The following is a 23,930-nucleotide window of genomic DNA, read 5'->3' on the forward strand; positions in this document are numbered from 1 at the left end:
GCCGGGAAACGACTTACATTGAGAGGGAATCCACCACGTTAATCCAGCCATGTTCACTGGCCAGCGGTTGGCCATTCAGCCAGCGACGCAGCAGGTTTAATGCCATCATGGCGCAGACTTCCTGGCGTACCGCCAGGCTGTGGCGGGTGACGCTAAACTTCACCCGCAGCGCGAAGGTGCCGTCGGGGGTGGCCAGGGCCACGTTAAGATGATCGTTTTCCTGGCCGCTCACCGCCAGGGCCAGGCCGGCAAAATGGTTAATGCGCCGCTCGGCCGCCCAGCGGGCCGCCTGCGCCAGCGTCTCCTCCTGCGCCGGGACCACTTCGCTGGCCAGCAGCGGCGCGCCGGCGAGGGACAGCTGGAGCGCCAGCAGACCGCCGGTAAACTGCTCGCTGAGCGTCAGGCTCAGCTGCCGCTCCTGCAGACAGCGTGCAATCTGCGCCGGTAACCCTTCAGTGCCTTCGAAAATCAGGCTGTCGCCAGCCACTTTACGCACTTCCGGCCACAGGGCCAGCATGGCGTCACGCTGCTCAGCCGGTCCGGTCAGCTTCAGCTCAATGATCGGCATCGACGAGCGGTAGCCCATCACCACGCCAGGCGGTAACGTCAGCGGATTGAGGTTTTGCGCCAGCTCGCTTTCCGAGCGGCCAAAAGTGGTCAGCCGCAGGCATACCGGCGGTTCCGGCAGCGTAAAGCGCTGGCGCAGGCGCGGTAAAATCTCCTGCTCGACCATCACTTTGAATTCAGAGGGAACGCCGGGGGTGAAAAACATCAGGCAGCGATTGAGCTGGATGGCAAAGCCGCAGGCCGTGCCCACCGGGTTATTGATCATCTCGGCGCTGGCGGGGATTTCCGCCTGCTTACGGTTGCTTTCCGCCATCGGCCGCCCGCGTTCAGCAAAGAAGCGGGTCATGGTTTCCAGCCACTCCGGATGCAAAATAAGCCCTTCGCCTTTCGCGGTGGCCGCGGCCAGCGCGCTCAGGTCGTCGCTGGTTGGGCCGAGGCCGCCATTGACGATCAGCACATCCGCCTGTTCGCTGCGTTCGCGCAGAATCGCCACCAGCGCATCGAGATCGTCGCCGACGGTATTACGGCGCGTTAATGGTAAACCCTGATTAAAAAAGAAATCCGCCAGCCATGCTGCATTGGTGTCAACGATTTGACCATGCAACACTTCATCGCCAGTGGACAGCATTTCCACATTCAACATTGCTCACTCCTTGCCTGCCAGGTGGCAAATACTATAACGCAAAGCGGGAGGCTGACGAGGAGGAAAATCTGGCGCGGCAAGAAGAGACCGCGCCGGAGGAGATTAGAAGCTGGCGCTGGCGCCGATGTACGGGCCGTCGGCGATGGTGTTATCGCGGTTGCCATCTTTGCCCGCCAGGTTCAGATAGCGATAGCCTGCCTGGATGCTGAGCGGACGCATAATGGTCCAGCTGGCGCCGACGTTGGCTTCCTGATAGCTGTCAATGCCGCTGGAGAGGGAATCTGGAGAGTAGTAGTAGTCGCCATACAGACGGAAGCTGTCGCCGATTTTCCACTGCAGGCCGCCGCCGACCGCGGCCGCATAACCTTCATCACCCTGTTTCGGGTTGGTGTATACCCCTTTACCGCCCACGGTCGCCAGGAACGGCCCCAGCGGAATATTCAGGCCCAGGCCTAAACCCGCGGCGTCGCCGTCGTTATCGCTGTGCAGCCAGTTACCCGAAACAGCCAGACCGGTGGACTCGGTGCCGAAGCCGACCCCAAGGTTGGTGTAATGCTCGCCTGCTTCGCCGGTAACGCTGATCGCATGGGCCGCCGAAGAGACCAGCATGACGCCAGCCAGCGCCATAAAAATGCTTTTTTTCATTATTTACTCTATCCAGAAAATTAAAATCAAAGAAGTCCCGAAAAAACCTGAAAATTCTACTGCGCACTCGTCAGGAATCAATGACCTGGCGAAATGATTTTTCACAAGAGTGTAACCAGTTGCGTCTTTTTACAGCAATACCGCCGCGCATTTGCGAAAGAATGTAAATTTCACCGCATTCATATTCAGTAGAATTATATTTAATTAGGTTGTATTGATTGAATAAATCTATATTTACCTGCGCAGTCGCCGTCGCGCAGGCTGTTTGAAGGAAGCAGAAAAATTAATGGGCGAGCAGGGCCAGGCGCTCCGGCGCAAGCCCCGTCAGCTTCGCCACCAGCGCCAGATCAAGCCCGTTTTCCAGCATCGCCTTGGCAATACGTTGCGCAGCCAATTGTTCTCCCTGTTCAAGACCTTCCTGCAGGCCCTGCTGATGGCCCCGTTGTTCCAGAAACTGGGCAATGTTCATTAGCGTCTCCTTATGCAGCCGTCTGGGGACATTTTGCGCAAGATTACGTAAAAAGGCGACCGGATCGGCGGCATTTCCTGCCTGCAATAAATAGTGAAGCAGCGTCCTGAGCTGTCTGCGGCTAGTGTATCCCAGCGCCAACAGGCTGGCTAGTTGCTCCTGCAGTTCCATCATATCGCGCTGCCGGATATGCTTTTGCAGTAACTCAAGCATCGCGACCCGTCGGTGCTGCATTATTGTATCGTCAGGAAGCACCGTGATATCGATTAAGTGAAAATCCTGATTGTATACTTGCCGCGCGGTTTGCGGATGAGCAAATCCTTCCAGCCAGCACATGGGATACGGCCAGGGCGAGACTTGCCCATGATAAAAAAGCAGCGGGATCACCAATGGCAGTTGCGTATGTCCTTTATCCAGATGGCGCTGCATCGCTGCTATCGCATAACGCATCAGGCGAAATGCCATATGACGGTCCGCAGAGCTTTGATGTTCGATAAGCAGATAGATATATCCGTCCCCCGCCTGGGTTTGCAGCGAGTAAAGAATATCGGAATGGCTGGCGCGCAGGTCTTCATCGATAAAACTTCCGGACTCCAACTGCAGCGTTTGCAGATTGCATAATTCTCGCAAATGTTCAGGAAGGTGAATGTCCAGAAAATCCCGCGCCGTCGCCCGATGCGACAGTAGGTGTTTAAACACGGCGTCATGTGGGGAATGGGTGGTCCTTTCCATGGTGGCTCTCCATACGATAATTTTCGCTTAACTTATCACTCTGTAAAGCCAGCGCCGTATTTCCCTTGCGGTTTGCCGAGGCGCCTCGCAAACTGTTTCCTCGATACCCGGCCCGACTTACTGCGAAGGAGAAAAATCATGCGTCAAAGGACGATTGTTTGCCCGCTAATCCAAAATGATGGCCATTACCTGTTGTGCAAGATGGCTGCTGACCGCGGCGTTTTTCCCGGACAATGGGCCTTGTCCGGCGGCGGCGTGGAGCCGGGGGAAAGTATTGAAGAGGCGCTGCGACGCGAAGTCCGCGAGGAGCTTGGCGAAAAACTGCAGTTGACCCGTATCACGCCATGGAGCTTCCGCGACGATACCCGCGTGAAAACCTATCCCGACGGGCGCCAGGAAACGATCTATATGATCTATCTAATCTTCGACTGCGTTAGCGCCAATCGCGACGTAACGATCAACGAGGAGTTTGACGATTACGCCTGGGTGAAAGCGGATGAGCTTAAAAACTACGATCTCAATGCCGCCACCCGCCTCACCCTGAGCATGAAGGGGCTACTCTGACGCCACGGTCAGCAGGCGCAGCGTCGCCTTCAGTCCGCCCAGGCTTTCGCTGCGCGAAAGCTGCAGGTGGCTACGATGCAAACGTGCAATATCGTTAACCAGCGCCAGGCCCAGCCCGGCGCCGGGAATCGCGCCCGCGTTATCGAGGCGGCGAAACGGCATCAGCGCCTGATTAATCAGGTTTTCCTCGATGCCCGGACCGCTATCTTCCACACTTAGCGTGACGACTTCGCCATCGCGATGCAGGCTAAGCGTGACCGTTCCATATTCCGGGGTATAGCGAATGGCATTGTCGAGCAGGTTAGCGCACAGCTCCCCCAGCAGAACGCTATCGCCTGCCACATGTACCGCCGACTGCTCGCCCTCGTAGCCAAGATCGATATGTTTGCTCCGCGCTTGCGCGATACGTGAAAAGCAGCTGTTGCGCACAATCTCCGGCAAGTTAATCACCGCAAACGCCTGCTCCCGCTGTTTTACCGTCGCCAGCTGCAACAACCGCTCCGTTAACAAGACCGTATCGTCCAGCGTGGCGCGCATCGCCTGCAGACTTTCGCGCCACAGTTGCGGATCGTCGCTGGCCAGGGCTACCGAAGCCTGCGTTTTCAGCACCGCCAGCGGTGTTTTCAGCTGATGGGACGCATCGGCGCTGAAGCGCTCCTGGCGGGAGATCATCACCCGCAGGCGGTCGATGTAGCGGTTGAACGCGACAATCAGCAGCCGCGTTTCCGACCAGGGCAGCAGCTCCGGCAGCGGCGTCAGCAGACCGGGTTCACGGCGCACCATCAGCGCGGAGAGCTGACGCATGGGCCGCAGCACGCGGCGCAGCAGCCAGGCTGCCAGCACCAGCGTCAACAGGACCAGTAACCCCTGCGACACCCAGGATGAGAAGAGTAATTGTCCGGCCAGCCAGCGGCGGGACTGCAGCGTTTCGGCAATATATATCTCCGCCATGCCAACGATGCCGCCTTCGTTGATGGGCTGCAGCAGGCGCGCCACGCGGATTGCCTGACCGCGATATTCGGTATGATAAAACCACGCCAGCGCCGGATAGAGCTGAGTTCGCGAGGTGGAGGGCGGCATCGCGGGCAGATCGTCATAGCCGGAAATGACCTTCCCCTGCGGGTCGAGCACCTTGTAATAGAGACGATCGTTCATATTGAGCTCGAAGCTGTCCAGCACCACCCAGGGCACATTCACCTCCAGTTGCCCTCCGCGAACCACCAGCTGCTCGGCCACCGTCCGCGCCGACGACAGCAGGGTACGATCGTAGGCTTGCGTCGCCGCCTGCAGCGCGCTGACGTAGCTGTTAAACGCGGAGAGTCCCCACAGCAGGACCAGCGGCAGGCCGAGAAACAGCAACAGTTGGGCATAGAGCGATTGCGGCTTACTCCATCTCATGGCGCTCGCACTCAAGCAGATAGCCTAAACCGCGCAGGGTGGTTATACGCACATTGCTCGCCTGAAGTTTCTTGCGCAGACGATGAATATAGAGTTCGATGCTTTCCGGACTGACGTCATCGCTGAGGCTGAACACCTGTTCGAACAGCTGCTGACGGGAAACCGGGCGGGTGCGGCGAAACATCAGCACCTTCAATAGCGCCAGCTCGCGCGGCGTCAGAGACAACATCTGGCCGCGGAGTAAAAAATAGCCTTCGTCACAATACGCCAGCTCGCCAAGCTGCTGCACCTCATGCACCTGCCCTTCGCTGCGCCGGAGCAGCGCCCGCAGGCGGGCGTCGAGCTCTTCCAGCTCAAAGGGCTTAGGTAAATAGTCATCCGCGCCGGCATTTAAGCCCTTCACCCGGTCTGCTACCGCGCTGCGGGCGGTCAGCAACAGCACCGGCAGGGTCTGCCCGCGCTTGCGCAGCCGCTGCACCACTTCAAGGCCATCGAACCCCGGCATACCGATATCCAGCACCGCCAGCGCATATTGCTCGCTTTGCAGCAGATGGTCGGCCGCACGCCCGTCAGCGACGCAATCTACGGCAAAACCGCCCTGCACCAGCGCTTTTTCCAGCCAGTGAGCCAGCTCACGATTATCCTCGGCTAATAAGAGACGCATATCACATCCTGTAACGTTGCTGCTGCATTGAAAGGGAAATGAAAGGTAACTGTTTTAACAATCATGCAACCGAATCGCCATATGTCGGTTCACATAATCAAAAAAACCTGCCCTGTACCTGCTGAGGAAGCCTATGAAAACGCCATTTTTCCGCCATCTGAGCGCCATCGCGCTGTGCCTTTGCACCACATCCGCCTTCGCCGCGGAGGCCCCGTCCCGCACCGAATGTATCGCGCCCGCTAAACCCGGCGGCGGCTTTGACCTGACCTGTAAGCTGATTCAGGTGAGCCTGATGGAAACCGGCGCTATCGAGAAACCGATGCGCGTCACCTATATGCCCGGCGGCGTGGGCGCGGTAGCCTACAACGCCATTGTCGCCCAGCGCCCGGCAGAGCCGGGGACCGTCGTCGCCTTCTCCGGCGGCTCGCTGCTGAACCTGTCGCAGGGTAAATTCGGCCGTTACAGCGTCGATGACGTGCGCTGGCTGGCGAGCGTCGGCACCGACTACGGCATGATCGCCGTGCGCGCCGATTCGCCATGGAAAGATCTGAAGTCGTTTATGACCGCGATGGAGAAAAATCCCTCCAGTATCGTGATTGGCGCCGGGGCCTCCATCGGCAGCCAGGACTGGATGAAAGCGGCGCTGCTGGCGCAAAAAGCCAACGTCGACCCGCATAAAATGCGCTATGTCGCCTTTGAGGGCGGCGGCGAGCCGGTGACCGCGCTGCTCGGTAACCATGTGCAGGCGGTCTCCGGCGATCTCAGCGAGATGGTGCCCTATCTGCAGGGCAATAAAATCCGCGTGCTGGCGGTCTTCTCCAGTGAACGACTGCCGGGCGCGCTCGCCGATGTCCCCACCGCTAAAGAACAGGGCTACGACCTGGTCTGGCCGATTATTCGCGGCTTCTTTATGGGCCCGAAAGTCAGCGACGCCGAGTACCAGTGGTGGGTCGATGAATTCACTAAACTGCAGCAAACCGAAGCGTTCAAAAAGCAACGTGAACTGCGCGGCCTGTTTGAATTCAACATGAACGGCAAGGAGCTCGATACCTACGTTAAGCAGCAGGTCAACGACTATCGCGAACAGGCGAAAGCCTTTGGCCTGGCAAAATAATCCGCGGAGGCGCTAATGAGCGATCGTATTTTTGCCGGAGTGTGGCTGTTGTTATGTATTGGCGGTCTGTTTATCGCCTGGCAGATCCACAGCGAATACGCCTATGAACCCGTCGGCCCGCGTCCCTTCCCGCTCGGGATCATCGGCCTGATGCTGCTGTGCTCGGCGTTAATGTTGCTACGTCGCCCGGACGCCGTCGAGTGGCCGGGACGGCATGTGCTGCAGCGTCTGCTGACCATGGTCGTGGTGCTGGTGGTCTACGCCTGGGGGTTTGAATGGCTCGGTTTTCCGCTGGCCACCGCGCTGCTGACGGCGATCATTGGTCTGCTGTTCGGCGCGACGCTGCCGGCGGCGGGCATTGCCGGCGTCGCGATGGGCGTGTCGTTATGGTACGCCTTCGACACCCTGCTCGATGTCACCCTGCCCCTTGGCATCTGGTTTAATTAACGGAGGCGTTTATGGATACCTGGATCTATCTCTCGCAGGGCTTCGCCGTCGCCATGACGCCGGAGAACCTGCTGATCGCCCTGATCGGCTGCTTTGTCGGGACTATCGTCGGCCTCCTGCCGGGGCTGGGGCCTATCAACGGCGTGGCGATTCTGCTGCCGCTGGCTTTCGCCCTGCATTTACCCGCGGAATCGGCGCTGATCCTGCTGGCGACGGTCTATATCGGTTGCGAATACGGCGGGCGTATTTCATCAATTCTGTTGAACGTGCCCGGCGATGCCGCCGCCATTATGACCGCCCTCGACGGTTATCCGATGGCCCAGCAGGGTCGCGGCGGTGTTGCGCTGTCGATTTCCGCCGTCAGTTCCTTCTTTGGCTCAATGATCGCCATCGGCGGTATTATTTTGTTCGCGCCGCTGCTCGCCCAGTGGTCGCTGGCGTTCGGTCCGGCGGAGTACTTCGCGCTGATGGTCTTCGCCATCGCCTGTCTTGGCAGCATGATGGCGCAGAACCCGCTGAAGTCGTTCCTCGCGGCGTTAATCGGCCTGGGTCTGGCGACGGTAGGGGTGGACGCCAATACCGGGGTTTACCGCTTCACCTTCGACAGCGTCCATCTCTCGGACGGCGTACAGTTTATTGTGGTGGTGATCGGCCTGTTCTCGGTTTCAGAGATCCTGTTGATGCTGGAGAGCACCAGCGGCGGACAAACGCTGGTGCGGAAAACCGGACGGATGCTGTTTAACACCAAAGAGGCCGCGCAGTGCGTCGGCGCGACCCTGCGCTCTTCGGTGGTGGGTTTCTTCGTCGGCATTCTGCCCGGCGCCGGGGCGACCATCGCCAGCGCCATTACCTACATGACGGAGAAAAAACTCAGCGGTAACAGCGATAACTTCGGCAAGGGCGATATTCGCGGCGTGGCGGCGCCGGAAGCGGCCAATAACGCCTCCGCCTGCGGTTCCTTTATTCCCATGCTGACGCTCGGCGTGCCGGGGTCCGGCACCACCGCGGTGATGATGGGCGCGCTGACGCTGTATAACATCACCCCCGGCCCGGCAATGTTCACCGAGCAGCCGGATATCGTCTGGGGGCTGATTGCTGCCCTGCTGATCGCCAACGTGATGCTGCTTATCATGAACATTCCGCTGATCGGCCTGTTCACCCGTATGCTGACCATTCCGCTGTGGTTTCTGGTCCCGGCCATCGCCGCGGTCTCCGCCGTCGGCGTCTACGCGGTACACAGCACCACTTTTGACCTGCTGCTGATGGTGGGGCTCGGGGTGCTCGGCTATATCATGCGCAAAATGCACTTCCCGATGTCGCCGCTGATCCTTGGCTTCGTGCTGGGGGAGATGCTGGAGCAGAACCTGCGTCGCGCGCTGTCGATCAGCAACGGCAATCTGGCGATCCTGTGGCAAAGCGGGGTGACCAAAACGCTGCTGGTGCTGGCTATCGCCGTGCTGGTGGTGCCGCCGCTGCTGCGTCTGCGGCGTAAACAGCGCCAGCGTCGCGCCGAAGCCAATATCGGCTAAGCCGGCGAATTGACCCATTCGCGCAGCGCCCGGCGCGAGATCTTAATCCCACCGTTCTTTAACGTTTCCGGCAGCCGCAGCCAACGCACCGGCTGCTGGAAACGCGCCAGCCGTTCCGCGCTCCATGCCGCCAGCACGCTCATTTCGCAGCCGTCATCGCATTCCACCACCGCTACCGGACGCTGGCCATATTCCGCATCGTCCAGCGGCACGACAAACGCCTGCTGTATCTGCGGATGCGCCCCGATGATCCGTTCCACCTCCTCCGGCTGGATCCCTTCCCCACCGCTGAAAAAGAGATTATCCAGGCGCCCGAGGAGAGTAAGCCGTCCATCGATGATCTCGCCGCGATCGCGGGTGGCAAACCACCCTTCGTCGTTGGTCAATGGCAACAATTGACCGTCGCGCCAGTAGCCCGCGGCCATGCTCGCCGCCCGCAGCCAGACCTCGCCGGCAACGATTTTCATCTCCCGCCCCGGCAACGGCGCGCCCACATCCGCCGCGCCGTCGGCCTCTTTAGCGCAGACGGTGGAAGCGAATTCGGTCAGGCCGTAACCGCAGTAGGTGCGTACCCCCTGCCCCCGCGCCCGCTCGGTCAATTCGACCGGGATCGCCGCGCCGCCGAGCAGCACCGCCTTGAGGGTAAGCGCAGCATCGTCATTCAGCAGGCGCCACAGCTGAGTCGGCACCAGCGAAGCATGGGTACAGCCCTGCAGCATCTGCGCCAGCGGCTGTTTATCGCGCACCGTCAGCCGCGCGCCGGCCAGCAGCCAGCGCCACATAATCCCCTGGCCGGAGACATGAAACAGCGGTAGCGACAGCAGCCAGTCATCTTCTGCGGCAAACGGCATCAGCGCCAGCACGCCGGCGGCGCTGGCCAGATGGGCGCTGGCATGATGCACTGCCGCCTTCGGCAAACCGGTCGACCCCGAGGTCAGCGTCATTGAGGCGAAACGATCCCCACGCCACGGCACAGCATGGGTTCCCGCTGTCGCCTGCAGGGTTAACGCCGGTAAATCCCCCGGCAGCGCATCGCCGTTAAGCACCAGCTGATGCTGGACGGTCAACGCTGGCAGCAGTTCCTGCAGCAACGCCGTCGGCAGCTGCGGATTCAGCGGCAGCACCCGCGCGCCGCACTGCAGCAGCGCCAGCCAGGCCAGCAGCGTCGACGGCTGGTTAAAAGCCTGCAGCGCCACCCCGTGACCTTCGGTTACGCCCTGCGCGGCAAACCCGGCCGCCAGCGCGTCAACGCGGGCGCACAGGTCGCGCCAGGTCAGCGGCTGGTCATTCAGGCGCAGCGCCTGCGCCTCTCCGCGCCGCTGGCGCCAGTGGCGCCAGGGCCAGTCGCGAAAGGTCACAGCAGCGGCTCCAGCGTATCGATGCTAAGCATCGGCAGGGGGCTTTCCGGCCACGCCCGCACCAGCTGGGCGCCCATCAGCGACAGGGTGTCCAGTCCGGGGATGGTCTGCGGCGTCAGCCAGGCGGCAACCCGCGCCAGCTGGGTTAACCCGAGGCTGGACTCGATCGACGAGCTGATCACCGCGCTCAGCCCCAGCGCATGGGCCGCGGCGACCTGCTGCTGAACCCGGTGTAAACTGCCGGTTAGCGTCGGCTTGATCACCACCGCGCGCACGCCAGGCTCGGCGACGAAGCGAAAATCCGCCTCGCGCAGGCTTTCATCCCAGGCGATAGCGATCCCGGTTTCACGGCTAAAGGCCCGCGAGTCCTCCCGCGTTTTACAAGGTTCTTCAAGAAAGGCAATGCGCTGGCGATACGCCGGATCGACATATTTCGCAAACTGCTGCGCTTTCAGCGGCGTCCAGGCCCGGTTGGCATCCAGACGCAGCTGCAGGTCGGGGATGGCTTCCAGCAGCAGATTAACCACCATGCCGTCGCGGACCGCCTCCCAGAGCCCCACTTTCACCTTAGCGACTTTCTCGCCGGGCATCGCCGCCAGTCTGGCGAACAGCTCATCCGGATCGCCGGAGCAGAGCGGCGCCGCGCGATAATCCGCGGCCTGCGGCAGCTCGCCGCTGAGCTCCGCCTGCGCGCAGCTGATGCCAAACGCGACAGAGGGCAGCGCAGGAAGCGCCGGCTCCGCGCCGTCGCGCCAGGCCTGAGCCCAGGGCAGCAGCGCCGCCTGCGCCTCCGCCAGGGTCTCTGCGCTGAATCCCGGCAGGGGAGAAATTTCCCCCCAGCCCTCCCGCTCACCCTCCCGCAGGTGGATGAACAGCCCGTCGCGGGTTTTTAACCGCCGTTCTCGCAGCACCACGCCCGCGTCCATCGGTATCTGCCAGCGGTAAACCTGCGAAACGCGCATTAGGGATTCCGTTTAAATTTGCTGAAGTCCGGCTGACGTTTCTGGTTGAAGGCATTGCGGCCTTCCTGTCCCTCTTCCGTCATGTAGAACAGCATAGTGGCGTTGCCCGCCAGCTCCTGCAGACCGGCCTGGCCGTCGCAGTCGGCGTTCAGCGCCGCTTTCAGGCAGCGCAGCGCCATTGGGCTGTTCTGCAGCATTTCACGACACCAGCGCACCGTCTCTTTTTCCAGATCCGCCAGCGGCACCACGGTGTTCACCAGCCCCATGTCCAGCGCCTGCTGCGCGTCATACTGACGGCAGAGGAACCAGATTTCGCGCGCTTTTTTCTGCCCGACGATGCGCGCCATATAGGAGGCGCCCCAGCCGCCGTCGAAGGAGCCGACTTTCGGCCCGGTCTGACCGAAGATGGCGTTTTCCGCCGCGATGGTCAGATCGCACATCATGTGCAGCACGTGGCCGCCGCCGATAGAGTAGCCGGCCACCATCGCTACCACCGGCTTCGGGCAGGTGCGGATCTGGCGCTGAAAGTCGAGTACGTTGAGATGATGCACGCCGGAGTCGTCCTGATAGCCGCCGTAATCGCCGCGGACTTTCTGATCGCCGCCGGCGCAAAAGGCTTTCTCACCTTCCCCGGTCAGGACAATCACCCCGATATTGTCGTCATAACGAGCATCCGCCAGCGCCTGGATCATCTCTTTGACGGTCAGCGGGCGGAAGGCGTTGCGCACCTGCGGGCGATTGATTGTGATTTTGGCAATGCCGTCGGCCGATTTGTGATAGCGAATATCGGTATAGCCTTCGGAACAATCGTGCCATTCAACAGGGGCATAGAGCATTGCTTCATCAAGAGAGATCATAGAATGTCCTTCAGTTAACTTGCCAGAATCTGCGCCAGACAGGCAATCACCGCCGCCGGGTTGTCCCGGTGCGCGTTGTGTCCGGCATGGTGAATAAGATGGAGATCCGCCGCGAGCGCCTGCGCGATGGCGCGAAACTTCGCGTCGCGCTCGCCGCACAGGTAATGAAAGGGGAAATCGCGCGCCTGCAGGGACGCGCGCAGATCGGCCTGCCCGGCAAGGGAGGTCGCCTGCAGCATCTCGGCCAGCGTCGCGCCGTTGTTCCGGCTGCGTAAGGCGACCAGCGCCGCGCGCTGCCCGGCATCCAGTGAAGCGAAGACCGGCTGCTGATACCAGTCGGCAAAGACCTGCGCCAACGGCTCATGGCGAAAACGTTCCGCCCAGGCGCTGTCGTTGCTGCGCCGCGCCTGCCGCGCTTCGGCATCCTGCAGCCCCGGATGGCCGCCCTCAACGACGAGGCCGCACAGGCCCGCGCGCGGCTGGCAGGCGAAGTTCATCGCCACCCGGCCCCCCAGCGAGTAACCGATCAGCCAGTAGTTAAGTATGTTGTAACTATTAAGCGTAGCCTGCAGCAGAATATTGACCCCGGCAAAGTCCTGCACCGCGATATCCGCCGAGCCGCCGTGGCCCGGCAGATCGAGATACAGCCGCGGCCAGGCGCGAAACGCGTCGCCTACTTCCCGCCACTCATGGCGGTCGCCGGAAAAACCGTGCAGAAAGACCAGCCAGGGATAACCCGGCTGGCCATGTTCGACTGCAGCGCTGAGGGTCACAGGCGACTTACCTGCGCCAGCAGCTGCTGGAGGGTCTGCGTGCCGTCGGTCTCATTGACCGCCAGCTCAATCACCGTCGCCCCTGCCCTGCGCCAGGCGCCGGCCAGCGCCTCATCCAGCGCCTGCCAGTCAGCCGGGCGATGATAGACCAGGCCGAACATCGCCGCCGCGTGGCTGAAATCAACGTCCTGCGGCATTAAGTAGAACTGGCGCCGCTCGTCCTGCGGCGTCGGCAGCATGGAGAAAATCTGCCCGCCGTTGTTGTTCACCACGATCAGCACCAACGGCGCCGACGCCTGGCGCAGCAGGGCCAGCGAGTTGAGATCGTACAGCGCCGAAAGATCGCCGACGATAGCCAGGGTTGGCCGGGCGCTGGCGCGCTGGACGCCGGCGGCGGTGGCGATCAAGCCATCAATGCCGCTGGCGCCGCGGTTGCTGTAAACCGGGTAGCCAGCCGGCAGCTGCGCCAGGGCGTCGATCAGGCGCACCACCAGGCTGTTGCCGACAAACAGTTGCCCCTGTTCCGGCAGGTAGCGCCGAATTCGCTGCGCCAGCTGCGCTTCGCCAAAGGGTTCGTTGCTGGCGACCGCCGCCTCCCACGCCTGTCGCGCCAGCTCAGGAATAGCCGTCGCCCACGGCTGGCGTTTCTCCGCCGGGTGAAGCTCAAGCCAGCGGTCAATGCTGGCGAGCAGACGACGGCCGCGGTGCTGCGCCGGATCGAGACGGCCGGGCAGATTATCCACCAGCCAGTATTCATCAGGCTCGCAGGTGGCCTGCCACTGGAGGACCCGCTTGCCGGTCAGGCTGCTGCCGAGCTGAACCACGATCTGCGCCTGCGCCAGCTCGCTCACCGCTTTGCCGTTGCCCAGCCACAGGTCAGCGCACGGCAGCGGCTGCCCGGTCTGTGACAGGATATCGCCGATCAGCGGCCAGCCGAGGGTTTGCGCCCACTCGGCCACTTTTTTCCCTTCGGCGGCGCTCATTCTGCCCGCCACGACCACGCCGCGCTTTTGCCGCCAGAAGAACCAGTCGCGCTGTTTCTCACTTTCCATCTGCAGCGCCTGACGTAACCAGGGTTTATCGCTCTGCCACCAGTTGCCGAGCTGCTGCTGCCACTCCACGCCGGTATCATCCATATCGCCATACAGCGGTTCGGCGAACGGGCAGTTGATATGCACCCCGCCGGCGTGCAGCTCGCCCAAGGCCTGGTCGAGGGTCGAGACCAGCCAGCGGGCGGAAATATCCTGCGAGGGACGCGGCAGAGAAATCGTCTGCGACGGATGGGAGGCGAACATCCCCGGCTGACGAATCGCCTGATTGGCGCCGCAGTCGATCAGCTCCGGCGGACGGTCGGCGGTCAGGAGAATCAGCTTTTCCCCGGTAAGCCCCGCCTCAATCAGCGCCGGATATAGGTTCGCGGTGGCGGTCCCGGAGGTCACAATAACCGCCACCGGCTGGCGACTGGCTTTCGCCAGACCGAGCGCCAGGTGGCCAAGGCCGCGTTCGTCAAAATGGGTATGATGGATAAAGGCGCGGTTTTCCGCCGCCGCCAGGGTTAAGGGTGTCGAGCGCGAGCCCGGCGCAATGCAGATATGCTGCACGCCGTGGCGCGTTAAAGCTTCCAGGATCACCGCCGCCCAGCGTCGGTTAAATGCGCTTACTGACATGAAATTGTCCGGTATCAAATATTGATGCTAAGTATAGATAAGGCAAAGTGACGGCGTTTTGATATGCATCGTCATTCCCGTCTTATGGACACAGCAGCGAGCGCAGCCCGGCCGCTTTGTTGTCAATCTCCTGCCACTCCTCCTGCGCATCGGAGCCGCTGACGATCCCCGCCCCGGCATACAGTCGCAGAGTGTCGTTGTCCACTTTCGCCGAACGCAGCGCCACGCAAAACTCGCTTTGCGCCAGTGACAGATACCCGGCGGAGCCGGCGTACCATTCACGGGAAAAAGGTTCATGGCGCTGAATGAATGCCAGCGCCGCCCGCCGCGGCAGGCCGGCCACCGCGGCGGTGGGCTGGAGCTGCAGCAGACAGCGGCTGTCGTCAGGCTCCGCCAGCTCGGTCCAGATGCAGCGTCGGAGATGCTGCACCTTGCGCAGCCTCACCACCTGCGGCGGCAGAACGTCCAGCGTCGAGGCCTCACTCTGCAGGCGCTGGCAGATATCCTCCACCACCAGCATGTTTTCCCGCTGATTTTTGTCGTCTTTCATCAACCAGTCGGCCAGCTGCTGCGCCTTCACGTCATCCTGATGATTAGCGACGGTGCCCGCCAGCGCTTCGGTGCGCAGCAGCGCGCCGCGCCGGCGCCACAGCCGCTCCGGCGTGGAGCCGAAAAACGCCTGCCGGGCATTGAACGCCATCAGGAAATGAAAACAGTTAAGATTGCGGCTGCGGCTGGCGGCCATGATGCTCACGGCATCCAGCGGGGCGGCAAACTGCAGGTCGGTTGCCCGCGCCAGCACCACTTTATCCATGTCGCCGGCGGCGATGGCCTGCGTCGCCTGGTCTATCATTGCCTGCCACTGGGGATAATCGGAGGAGTGGCGCTCGCTCAGCAGCGGCGGCACGCCGCCAGGGGTCGCCTGGGCGGTGGTCAGACTGGCGAGAAAATCACGCGCCGTCACGGCATCGTCGCGCAGGGAGAGGTCGCTGTGCAGCACCAGCCGCATCACGGCCCTGCCGCCGCACCGACGCCACTCCAGACGCGGCAGCACCAGCCGGCCCTGCTGCGGGGCAAACGCATTCAGGCCGCAGATGCGCAGATCCTGCCGCCCGGCCTGGTGTAAAAAGCGGTTTGCGGCGTCGAGCGAGGGAAAGCTTTTTACCGCCCCCAGCGCCGCCAGCTCCTCGTCGCCATTGCGCTGCTGCCAGTAGAACTGCGGCCACTGCGGCTGCTGGCCGCACCATAGCAGCGGATCGAAGGCATCATTCAGCGGAAAGGCAATATCGATAATTCGCGTGCCGGGTGAGTCAGGAAAGGGCTCACTCAGGCCGTCACGTAAACGGGCCAGCGCAGTGGAAACAGACAGCACGCAAACCTCCACGGTAGTAAAACCCCACATTATAAGGGGTTCAACGGCGGAATAGCAGTACCCATGACGAGGGAGCGGGTTTTAACTCCCCCGCTCGCCGGCCCGGAACAAGGTTGGGACGCGAGTGTTCAGGGGTCAGAGAGCGCGGCTTTCCCGCGCCATGCCGATGTGCGGAATGCCATCCTCATCATAGACCTCAGTCACTGGCGTAAAACCGAAGTGGGCGTAAAAGGCTTGCAGATGCGCCTGCGCCCCGAGGTAAATCGCCTTTTGCGGCCAGTGCCGCTGACAGCTGGCCAGCGCCTGCGCCATCAGCTGATGGCCGAGCTTTTCGCCGCGCGCGGCGGGGCTGACGATAACCCGGCCAATCACCACCGGATCGTACGTCTCTTCGCTTTTAAGGATCCGCGCATAGGCCACCAGTTCGCCATCGCGCCAGCCGAGCAGATGGCGATTTTCCCCGACCAAATCATCGCCGTCGACATCCTGATAGGCGCACTGCTGCTCCACGACAAAGACTTCGCTGCGCAGCTTCAGCAGCGCATACAGCTGGGGAACGGTAAGTTCACTATGATGGAGATCCTGCCAGGTCATCATCTGCTGCTCCTTATTGATATACTGATACTTTGCGACTCGCCCTGAGGACACTGGACGATGGAATTAACTTTTTTGGGGACATCCGCCGGGGTGCCGACCCGCACGCGTAATATGACGTCGATAATACTCAATTTGCAACAGCCAACCCGCGCCGAAATGTGGTTGTTTGACTGCGGCGAAGGGACCCAGCATCAATTTCTGCATACGCCCCATCATCCAGGCAAACTGAATAAGATCTTTATTACCCATCTGCACGGCGACCATCTGTTCGGCCTGCCCGGCCTGCTGTGCAGCCGCTCGATGCAGGGGAATTCGCTGCCGCTGACGGTCTACGGACCAAAAGGAATAAAGGAATTCATTGACACCGCGCTGCGCCTCAGCGGTTCGTGGACCGACTATCCCCTGACCATCATCGAAGTCGGCCCCGGTCTGGTGTTCGACGAAGAGGGCTATCGGGTCACCGCGTTCCCGCTCAGCCATCCGGTGGAGTGCTACGGGTATCGCATTGAGCAGCATGACAAGCCCGGCGCCCTCGACGCCGCCCAGCTGATTGCCGACGGCGTGCCCCCCGGACCGCTGTTTCACCGGCTTAAGCGCGGTGAACAGGTCACGCTGGCGGATGGCCGGACGATCGACGGCAGCCGCTACCTGGGACCCGCTACGCCGGGTAAAACGCTGGCCATCTTCGGCGATACCGCCCCCTGCCCGCAGGCGCTGGAAATGGCGCGCGGGGTGGATGTGATGGTGCACGAAACCACGCTGGAGCAGGCGATGGCGGAGAAAGCCAATAGCCGCGGCCACTCTTCCAGTCAGCAGACCGCAGCGCTTGCCAAAGAAGCGGGGGTCGGCACGCTAATCGCCACCCACTTTAGCTCACGCTACGATGCCGAAGGCTGCCTGCGGATGCTGGCGGAATGCCGGGAGATTTTCCCGGACACCCTGCTGGCGGAAGACTTTATGGTCTACAGGGTGGCGTAACATTCCGGGCATAAAAAAACCGCCATTCCGGCGGTTTTTTTATTGAGGCAATCAACTTACATCAGCGGCGTCGCCAGCTGCACGATGCTAATCAGCGGCTGCGGCCAGATACCGAGCACCAGCACCAGCAGGGCAGAGATCAGCACCACGATACCGCCCGCGCTGTACTGCCAGTTCGACGGCGCATCACGGTTCAGCTGCTCCGGCGCGCTCAGGTACAAACTCACCGCCACGCGCAGGTAGTAGTAGAGACCGATCGCCGAGCCGACAACCACCGCGGCAACCAGCCACCACAGATGGGCGTGAACACCGACGGCCAGCACGTAGAACTTACCGATAAAGCCGAGCGTCATTGGGATACCGGCCAGGGAGAGCATCATCACCGTCATCACCGCCGACAGGATCGGACGGTGCCAGAACAGACCGCGGTAGGAGAACAGCGAGTCCGCGTCCGGGCCACGGTATGGACTGGACATCAGGCTGACCACGCCGAACGCGCCGAGGCTGCTGAACAGGTAGCCGGCCAGGTAGACGCCAACGGCTTCCATCGACATTTCGCCGCTTTGCAGGGCGATCAGCGCCACCAGCAGATAGCCGAGGTGGGAGATAGAAGAGTAACCGAGCAGACGTTTGATATTGGTCTGGCTCAGCGCCATCAGGTTACCGAAGATGATAGAGGCGAAGGCGATCAGCCCCAGCACCACGCGCACCGCTTCGCTGTTGCCCACCGGCATGTACAGGAACAGACGCATCACCACGCCGAAGATAGCAATCTTGCTGGCGGTCGCCAGGAAGGTGGAGACCGGCGCAGGCGCCCCCTGGTAAACGTCCGGCGTCCACAGGTGGAACGGCACCAGCGACAGTTTAAAGCCAAGACCGACGATCATCAGGCCGAGCCCCGCCAGCAGCAGCGGCTCGTGCAGGGTGTTGTCCGCCAGGCTCTTGCCCAGCGCAAGGAAGGACAGGTTGCCGGAGTTCGCATACACCAGCGCCATACCGAACAGCAGGAAAGAGGAGGCTGCCGCGGAGAGGATGGTGTATTTGATGCTCGCTTCCAGCGAACGCTTCTGGCGGAAGGCGTAGCCGACCAGGCCGAACAGCGGCAAGGAGATCAACTCGATGCCGAGGAACAGCGCCGCCAGATGATTCGCACCGGCCAGCAGAATGCCGCCCAGGGCGGCAATCAACACCAGCAGGTAGAACTCTTCTTTGTTGTCCTTGTAACCCTCAAGCCACGGGTAGGCGAAAGTACAGGTCGCGAGGCTCGCCAGCAGCACCAGCCCGGTATAGAGCATAGCGTAGCCGTCAACGCGGATCAGCGGCGTGACGTCCATCGCCCCGTTCTGGCCGACGAACCAGAGCGAGACCAGCGCGGCGTTAAGCCCGAGAACCGACAGCGTGGCATTGAGAAAATGATTGCGTCGCCACGCAATGGAGAGCATCACAACCACCACCGTCAAGCCGACGATCAGCAGCGGTAGCAGTGCGATCAGTTGTTGTGGAGTTATTGTCATGGCGAATTACGGCCTTGTAGTAGAAACAGAATTAACAAACCACTGCTGAATGTTGCTCATCGCAGCATGCGAGGTGTCGAGGATCGGCTGCGGGAAGAAGCCCAACAGCACCAGCAGCACCACCAGCAGCAGGATGATAGACAGTTCACGCAGGGACATCCCCGGCAGCGCTTTCGCCGCGATTTCGCTTTTCGCTTTACCGAAATAAGCGCGATGCAGCATCGACAGCGAGTAAACGGACGCGAATACCAGACCAAAGGTCGAGATCACGGTGATCACCGGCACCACTTTATAGCTGCCGAACAGGATCATAAATTCGCCGACGAAGTTACCCGTGCCCGGCATCCCCAGGGTGGCGACGGCGAAGAACATCGACATCGCCGGCAGCCATTTGATTTTGCTCCACAGACCGCCCATCTGACGCATGTCACGGGTATGCAGACGTTCGTACAGCTGGCCGCAGAGAATAAACAGACCCGCCGCGGAGAGACCGTGAGCAATCATCTGGATCACCGCCCCCTGATACGCCAGCTGGCTGCCGGTGTAGATAGCAATCAGCACGAAGCCCATGTGGGACACGGAGGTGTAGGCGATAAGACGTTTGATATCCGTCTGTGCAAAGGCCATCCACGCGCCGTAGAAGATCCCGATCACGCCCAGCCACATCGCGATGGGCGCAAACTCGGCGGAGGCGTTCGGGAACAACGGCAGCGCAAAGCGCAGCAGACCGTAGGCCGCGGTTTTCAGCAGGATCCCCGCGAGGTCGACGGAACCGGCGGTCGGCGCCTGGGAGTGGGCGTCCGGCAGCCAGCCGTGCAGCGGCACCACCGGCATTTTCACCGCGAAGGCGATGAAGAAGCCGAGCATCAGCAGGTATTCCACGCCGTGGGACATCGGGGTTTTCAACAGCTCTTCATAGTTGAAAGTCCACACGCCGGTGGCGTTGAAGTGGACGAATGCCAGCGCCAGAATGGCGATCAGCATCACCAGGCCGCTCGCCTGGGTGTAGATGAAGAACTTGGTGGCCGCCGTGATACGCGTTTTACCGTCAGAGGCTTTGTGGCCCCACAGCGCGATCAGGAAGTACATCGGCACCAACATCATTTCCCAGAAGAAGAAGAACAGGAACATGTCGATGGCGAGGAACACGCCGATGACGCCGCCCAGGATCCACATCAGGTTGAGGTGGAAGAATCCCTGGTATTTTTCGATTTCGCGCCAGGAACAGAGCACCGCCAGCACGCCGAGCAGGCCGGTCAGCACCACCATCAGCAGCGACAGGCCGTCGATCGCCAGATGAATGCTAATGCCGAAGCGTGGGATCCACGGCAGCACGAACTCAGACTGCCACTGCGGAATACCCGCGGATTGCGTCAGAGAATAGCCGCCCTGCATCCACAGCTGCAGGCCAAGCGCCAGCGTCAGTCCCATAGTAATCAGCGCGATCCAGCGCGGCACTTTCACGCCAAAGCGTTCGGTCTGCCAGCACAGGAAGCCGCCGATAAAGGGGATTAATATCAACCAAGGCAATAACATGGTGATTTTTATTCCTTATTTAAGTCCGGTTCAGGCTATCTTACTCGTCATAGCGAACTCCGGCTGTGCTCACAATCCTCACGTACTTTAATACGCTCCGGTTGCTCCGCGCAGGCGGCGTCCACGTTGACTTCGTCGATAATGCCTGTCCTTTACGACCTGATTTTCAACGAATTCTCACAGAAAATTCACTTCGGTTTGAGGCTTGTTTTGTCGGGTGGCGCTAACGCTTACCCGACCTACGGTCCCGTAGGCCCGGCAAGCAGCGCGCCGCCGGGCAACACAATGGTTCTCAAACTCAACGCAATACCATCAGCAGCGCCAGCACCACCACCGCGCCGATGCTCATTGACGCCACATACCAGCGCAGATAGCCGTTCTCGCTCACCAGCAGGCCTTTACCTGCGAAGCGGGAGAGGATCGCCGGGATGTTCATCAATGCGTTCAGCGGATCGCTCTTCAGCAGCCAGGCAATGCCGAGGAATGGCTTAACGAAGACTTTGTCGTATAACCAGTCGAAGCCCCAGGCATGGAACCACCAGGTACCGAAGAAGCGGCCAGGCGCGCTGTTGGCGATAGAGGTCACCAGGGTGCGTTTGCCCAGCCACAGCCATGCGGCGATCAGGATGCCGGCAATGGCGATGATCCCGGAGGCAATCTCCAGCGTCATCACGTTGCCGTGCGCCAGTTCAGTGGTCTGCGGCAGGACGCCTTCCAGCGGCGGCACGATCAGCGCGCCAACGAAGGTGGACAGCACCAGCAGCACAATCAGCGGCAGATGATGGGTGATCCCCTTCCCTGCGTGCGCGTGAATTTGCTCTTTACCGTGGAACACGATGAAAATCATGCGGAAGGTGTACAGCGAGGTCATAAAGGCGCCGACCAGGCCCGCCACCATCAGGTTGATATGGCCGTTGGCCATCGCCCCCGCCAGAATCTCATCCTTACTGAAGAAGCCTGCGGTAATGAGCGGCAGAGCGGACAGCGCCGCGCCCCCCACCAGGAAGCAGACGTACACCAGCGGAATAGATTTGCGCAGGCCGCCCATCTTGAAGATGTTCTGTTCGTGATGGCAGGCGAGAATCACCGAACCCGACGACAGGAACAGCAGCGCTTTAAAGAACGCGTGGGTCATCAGATGGAAAATCGCCGCATCCCATGCCTGCACGCCCAGCGCGAGGAACATGTAGCCAATCTGACTCATGGTGGAGTAAGCGAGAACGCGTTTGATGTCGGTCTGCACCAGCGCGGCGAAGCCCGCCAGCACCAGCGTTATCGCCCCGACGATCCCGACCAGATGCAGCACTTCCGGTGTCATCAGGAACAGACCGTGGGTACGGGCGATCAGGTAGACGCCCGCGGTAACCATGGTGGCGGCGTGGATCAGCGCGGAGACTGGCGTCGGACCCGCCATCGCATCGGCAAGCCACGTTTGCAGCGGCAGCTGGGCGGATTTACCGACCGCGCCGCCGAGCAGCATCAGCGTCGCCCACTGCAGCGTGGTGCTGCCGTTAGCGAAGTGCTGCGGCGCCAGCTCAACCATTTCGCGGAAGTTGAGGGTACCCAGTTCGTTATAAAGAATGAACAGCGCGAAGGCGAGGAACACGTCGCCGACGCGGGTCACCACAAACGCTTTCATCGCTGCGGCGCCGTTCTTCGGATCGGTATAGTAGAAACCGATCAGCAGGTAAGAGCAGAGACCCACCCCTTCCCAACCCAGGTACATCAGCAGCAGGTTATCGGCCAGTACCAGAACCACCATGCTGGCGATAAACAGGTTGGTGTAGGCGAAGAAGCGGGAATAGCCCTCTTCACCGCGCATATACCAGGAGGCGAACATATGGATCAGGAAGCCGACGCCGGTCACCACGGAGAGCATGGTCAGCGACAGGCCGTCCAGCACCAGGTTGAAGCCGATGTTGAAATCCCCAACCGACATCCAGGTCCACAGCGGCACGCTGACCGCCTGTTTGCCGTTAGCGAAAAAGTCAACGCCGACGTAGGCGGTGACCAGCGCCGCCAGGCCTACCGAGCCCATGCCAACGGTGGCGGAAAGGTTTTCCGACCAGCGCCCGCGGGAAAAGGCCAGCAGCACAAAGCCAATCAATGGCAAAAGAATGGTTAAGGCAAGCATGTTCATCCACGCAACTCACTTACTGAATCGATGTTCAGGTTCTGGCGGCGACGATGGAGCTGCAGCAGCAGCGCCAGACCGATACTCGCTTCCGCAGCCGCGAGGCTGATAGCGAGGATATACATAATCTGACCATCAGTCTGGCCCCAGTAGCTGCCCGCCACCACAAAGGCCAGCGCGGCGGCGTTAATCATGATTTCCAGGCTGATCAACATAAACAGCAGATTGCGGCGGATCACCAGCCCCGTCAGACCAAGCACAAACAGGATGGCCGCGAGGATCAGTCCATGTGTTAAGGGGATCATGCGTGTTCCTCCGTTTTTCTTTTGTCGCTGTCGTTCACGCGGTTGCTCAGCACCTCGCCGGCGCGCTCTTCGCGGCCGATATGGAAGGCGACCACCAGGCCCGCCAGCAGCAGCATGGAGGCCAGCTCCACCGCCAGGACGTACGGCCCAAACAGCGCAATACCCACTTCTTTGGCGTTGATCGCCGCGCCGTCGATACCCTGGTCGTTAATCCCCAGGATGGCGTAAACGATAACCACCAGCAGCACCGCGGAGAGGATGGCCGGGCCAATCCAGATCCCCGGCTGCAGCCATTTGCGTTCCTGTTCGATTTCGCTGCCGCCCAGGTTGAGCATCATCACCACGAAGACGAACAGCACCATAATGGCCCCGGCGTAGACGATAATCTCCAGCGCCCCGGCGAAGTAAGCGCCCAGCGAGAAGAACACCCCGGCAATCGCTAACAGCGAAATGATCAGGTACAGCAGCGCATGCACCGGATTGGTGTGGGTGACGACCCGCAAGGTTGCGAGGATGGCGATCAGGCCACAGATATAAAAAGCGAATTCCATTGCCCTCTCCTTACGGTAACAGGCTCTTGACGTCGATCGGCTTAGCTTCGTTTTCCGCTTCGCCCTTATCTTTGCCGTCGATTGCCATACCCGCCATCCGGTAGAAGTTATATTCCGGGTATTTGCCCGGACCGGAAATCAGCAGATCCTCTTTTTCGTACACCAGATCCTGACGCTTGTATTCACCCAGCTCAAAGTCCGGGGTCAACTGGATCGCCGTGGTCGGGCACGCTTCTTCGCACAGACCGCAGAAAATGCAGCGTGAGAAGTTGATGCGGAAGAACTCAGGGTACCAGCGGCCGTCTACCGTCTCTGCTTTCTGCAGCGAAATACAGCCCACCGGGCAGGCTACCGCACACAGGTTACAGGCGACGCAGCGCTCTGCACCGTCCGGATCGCGCGTCAGCACGATCCGGCCGCGATAGCGCGGCGGCAGATAGACCGGCTCTTCCGGGTACATCCTGGTTTCACGTTTGGCGAAGGCATGCAGGCCAATCATCCAGATACTGCGGACCTGGGTGCCGAACCCCACCAATAATTCTTTTAAGGTCATG

General features: G+C 60.9%; 23 protein-coding genes. 5 read left to right on the forward strand and 18 right to left on the reverse strand.

What is annotated here, in order from left to right; genetic code table 11:
* Window positions 1-13: 13 nt before the first annotated feature.
* From K5R89_RS09845 to K5R89_RS09855, 3 genes are all read right to left on the reverse strand, one after another.
* Window positions 14-1,210 (reverse strand): nicotinamide mononucleotide deamidase-related protein YfaY, encoded by a 1,197-nt coding sequence (locus K5R89_RS09845; protein ID WP_217259340.1) that lies wholly within the window; start codon window positions 1,208-1,210, stop codon window positions 14-16.
* Between the two features lie 102 nt (window positions 1,211-1,312).
* Window positions 1,313-1,855: a YfaZ family outer membrane protein gene (locus K5R89_RS09850; protein WP_004201712.1), complete on the reverse strand. Its 543-nt coding sequence runs from the start codon at window positions 1,853-1,855 to the stop codon at window positions 1,313-1,315.
* A 283-nt stretch (window positions 1,856-2,138) separates the two neighbouring features.
* The gene (locus tag K5R89_RS09855; protein ID WP_048336233.1) at window positions 2,139-3,056 is read right to left on the reverse strand and encodes an Rpn family recombination-promoting nuclease/putative transposase; all 918 of its coding nucleotides are present in this window, start codon (window positions 3,054-3,056) and stop codon (window positions 2,139-2,141) included.
* A gap of 138 nt (window positions 3,057-3,194) precedes the next feature.
* On the opposite strand from K5R89_RS09855, the gene nudI reads away from it, so the two are divergent.
* Entirely contained in the window at window positions 3,195-3,620 is a 426-nt protein-coding gene (nudI, locus tag K5R89_RS09860) for a nucleoside triphosphatase NudI (protein WP_044524255.1), read from the forward strand.
* Here nudI and K5R89_RS09865 read toward each other — a convergent pair.
* Together K5R89_RS09865 and tctD are read right to left on the reverse strand one after the other, a co-directional pair.
* The gene (locus K5R89_RS09865; RefSeq protein ID WP_102005774.1) at window positions 3,612-5,018 is read right to left on the reverse strand and encodes a sensor histidine kinase; all 1,407 of its coding nucleotides are present in this window, start codon (window positions 5,016-5,018) and stop codon (window positions 3,612-3,614) included. The genes nudI and K5R89_RS09865 overlap by 9 nt on opposite strands.
* On the reverse strand, window positions 5,005-5,682 hold the full coding sequence (gene tctD / locus K5R89_RS09870; protein ID WP_032453566.1) for a transcriptional regulator TctD: 678 nt from the start codon (window positions 5,680-5,682) through the stop codon (window positions 5,005-5,007). Before tctD ends, K5R89_RS09865 begins: the two co-directional genes overlap by 14 nt.
* Before the next feature lie 133 nt (window positions 5,683-5,815).
* On the opposite strand from tctD, the gene K5R89_RS09875 reads away from it, so the two are divergent.
* Genes K5R89_RS09875 through K5R89_RS09885 form a run of 3 tightly spaced genes read left to right on the forward strand, consistent with a single transcriptional unit; the run spans window position 5,816 to window position 8,772 of the window.
* The gene (locus K5R89_RS09875) at window positions 5,816-6,796 is read left to right on the forward strand and encodes a tripartite tricarboxylate transporter substrate binding protein (protein ID WP_023290500.1); all 981 of its coding nucleotides are present in this window, start codon (window positions 5,816-5,818) and stop codon (window positions 6,794-6,796) included.
* Between the two features lie 15 nt (window positions 6,797-6,811).
* Window positions 6,812-7,243, forward strand: a complete 432-nt coding sequence (locus K5R89_RS09880; protein WP_023290501.1) for a tripartite tricarboxylate transporter TctB family protein — start codon at window positions 6,812-6,814, stop codon at window positions 7,241-7,243.
* 11 nt (window positions 7,244-7,254) lie between these two features.
* Entirely contained in the window at window positions 7,255-8,772 is a 1,518-nt protein-coding gene (locus K5R89_RS09885) for a tripartite tricarboxylate transporter permease (protein ID WP_023290502.1), read from the forward strand.
* Here the strand turns inward: K5R89_RS09885 and menE are convergent.
* The 7 genes from menE to K5R89_RS09920 form a co-directional block, all read right to left on the reverse strand.
* Entirely contained in the window at window positions 8,769-10,130 is a 1,362-nt protein-coding gene (gene menE, locus K5R89_RS09890; protein WP_217259341.1) for an o-succinylbenzoate--CoA ligase, read from the reverse strand. The genes K5R89_RS09885 and menE overlap by 4 nt on opposite strands.
* Window positions 10,127-11,092 carry an o-succinylbenzoate synthase gene (gene menC, locus K5R89_RS09895; RefSeq protein ID WP_117132566.1) on the reverse strand — a complete coding sequence of 322 codons (966 nt, stop codon included), beginning with the start codon at window positions 11,090-11,092 and terminating at the stop codon, window positions 10,127-10,129. Before menC ends, menE begins: the two co-directional genes overlap by 4 nt.
* A complete protein-coding gene (gene menB, locus K5R89_RS09900; RefSeq protein WP_004201730.1) occupies window positions 11,092-11,949 on the reverse strand; it encodes a 1,4-dihydroxy-2-naphthoyl-CoA synthase in 858 nt (285 codons plus the stop codon). Before menB ends, menC begins: the two co-directional genes overlap by 1 nt.
* Before the next feature lie 14 nt (window positions 11,950-11,963).
* A complete protein-coding gene (gene menH / locus K5R89_RS09905; protein WP_110237470.1) occupies window positions 11,964-12,722 on the reverse strand; it encodes a 2-succinyl-6-hydroxy-2,4-cyclohexadiene-1-carboxylate synthase in 759 nt (252 codons plus the stop codon).
* Complete coding sequence (gene menD / locus K5R89_RS09910) at window positions 12,719-14,389, reverse strand: 2-succinyl-5-enolpyruvyl-6-hydroxy-3-cyclohexene-1-carboxylic-acid synthase (RefSeq protein WP_023290506.1); 1,671 nt, start codon at window positions 14,387-14,389, stop codon at window positions 12,719-12,721. The genes menH and menD overlap by 4 nt, the downstream gene beginning before the upstream one ends.
* An 82-nt stretch (window positions 14,390-14,471) precedes the next feature.
* The gene (gene menF / locus K5R89_RS09915; RefSeq protein WP_102005772.1) at window positions 14,472-15,761 is read right to left on the reverse strand and encodes an isochorismate synthase MenF; all 1,290 of its coding nucleotides are present in this window, start codon (window positions 15,759-15,761) and stop codon (window positions 14,472-14,474) included.
* Between the two features lie 135 nt (window positions 15,762-15,896).
* On the reverse strand, window positions 15,897-16,358 hold the full coding sequence (locus K5R89_RS09920; RefSeq protein WP_032428946.1) for a GNAT family N-acetyltransferase: 462 nt from the start codon (window positions 16,356-16,358) through the stop codon (window positions 15,897-15,899).
* Between the two features lie 57 nt (window positions 16,359-16,415).
* Here K5R89_RS09920 and rnz point away from each other — a divergent pair, with 57 nt between their 5' ends.
* The gene (gene rnz, locus K5R89_RS09925) at window positions 16,416-17,336 is read left to right on the forward strand and encodes a ribonuclease Z (protein ID WP_049013205.1); all 921 of its coding nucleotides are present in this window, start codon (window positions 16,416-16,418) and stop codon (window positions 17,334-17,336) included.
* A gap of 56 nt (window positions 17,337-17,392) precedes the next feature.
* Here rnz and nuoN read toward each other — a convergent pair whose 3' ends face one another.
* From nuoN to nuoI, 6 genes are all read right to left on the reverse strand, one after another.
* Entirely contained in the window at window positions 17,393-18,850 is a 1,458-nt protein-coding gene (nuoN, locus tag K5R89_RS09930) for an NADH-quinone oxidoreductase subunit NuoN (protein WP_004201737.1), read from the reverse strand.
* Window positions 18,851-18,856: 6 nt separating this feature from the next.
* Window positions 18,857-20,386 (reverse strand): NADH-quinone oxidoreductase subunit M, encoded by a 1,530-nt coding sequence (gene nuoM / locus K5R89_RS09935; protein ID WP_048297929.1) that lies wholly within the window; start codon window positions 20,384-20,386, stop codon window positions 18,857-18,859.
* 298 nt (window positions 20,387-20,684) lie between these two features.
* Window positions 20,685-22,526, reverse strand: a complete 1,842-nt coding sequence (nuoL, locus tag K5R89_RS09940) for an NADH-quinone oxidoreductase subunit L (RefSeq protein ID WP_048297930.1) — start codon at window positions 22,524-22,526, stop codon at window positions 20,685-20,687.
* A complete protein-coding gene (nuoK, locus tag K5R89_RS09945) occupies window positions 22,523-22,825 on the reverse strand; it encodes an NADH-quinone oxidoreductase subunit NuoK (protein WP_004865088.1) in 303 nt (100 codons plus the stop codon). The genes nuoL and nuoK overlap by 4 nt, the downstream gene beginning before the upstream one ends.
* Window positions 22,822-23,376, reverse strand: a complete 555-nt coding sequence (nuoJ, locus tag K5R89_RS09950) for an NADH-quinone oxidoreductase subunit J (RefSeq protein WP_004201743.1) — start codon at window positions 23,374-23,376, stop codon at window positions 22,822-22,824. Before nuoJ ends, nuoK begins: the two co-directional genes overlap by 4 nt.
* Window positions 23,377-23,386: 10 nt before the next feature.
* A complete protein-coding gene (nuoI, locus tag K5R89_RS09955) occupies window positions 23,387-23,929 on the reverse strand; it encodes an NADH-quinone oxidoreductase subunit NuoI (RefSeq protein ID WP_002913152.1) in 543 nt (180 codons plus the stop codon).
* Between the last annotated feature and the right edge of the window lies 1 nt (window position 23,930).

Source organism: Klebsiella sp. TF21-TM, from assembly GCF_019753495.1.
In the GTDB taxonomy this organism is placed as follows: domain Bacteria; phylum Pseudomonadota; class Gammaproteobacteria; order Enterobacterales; family Enterobacteriaceae; genus Klebsiella; species Klebsiella quasipneumoniae.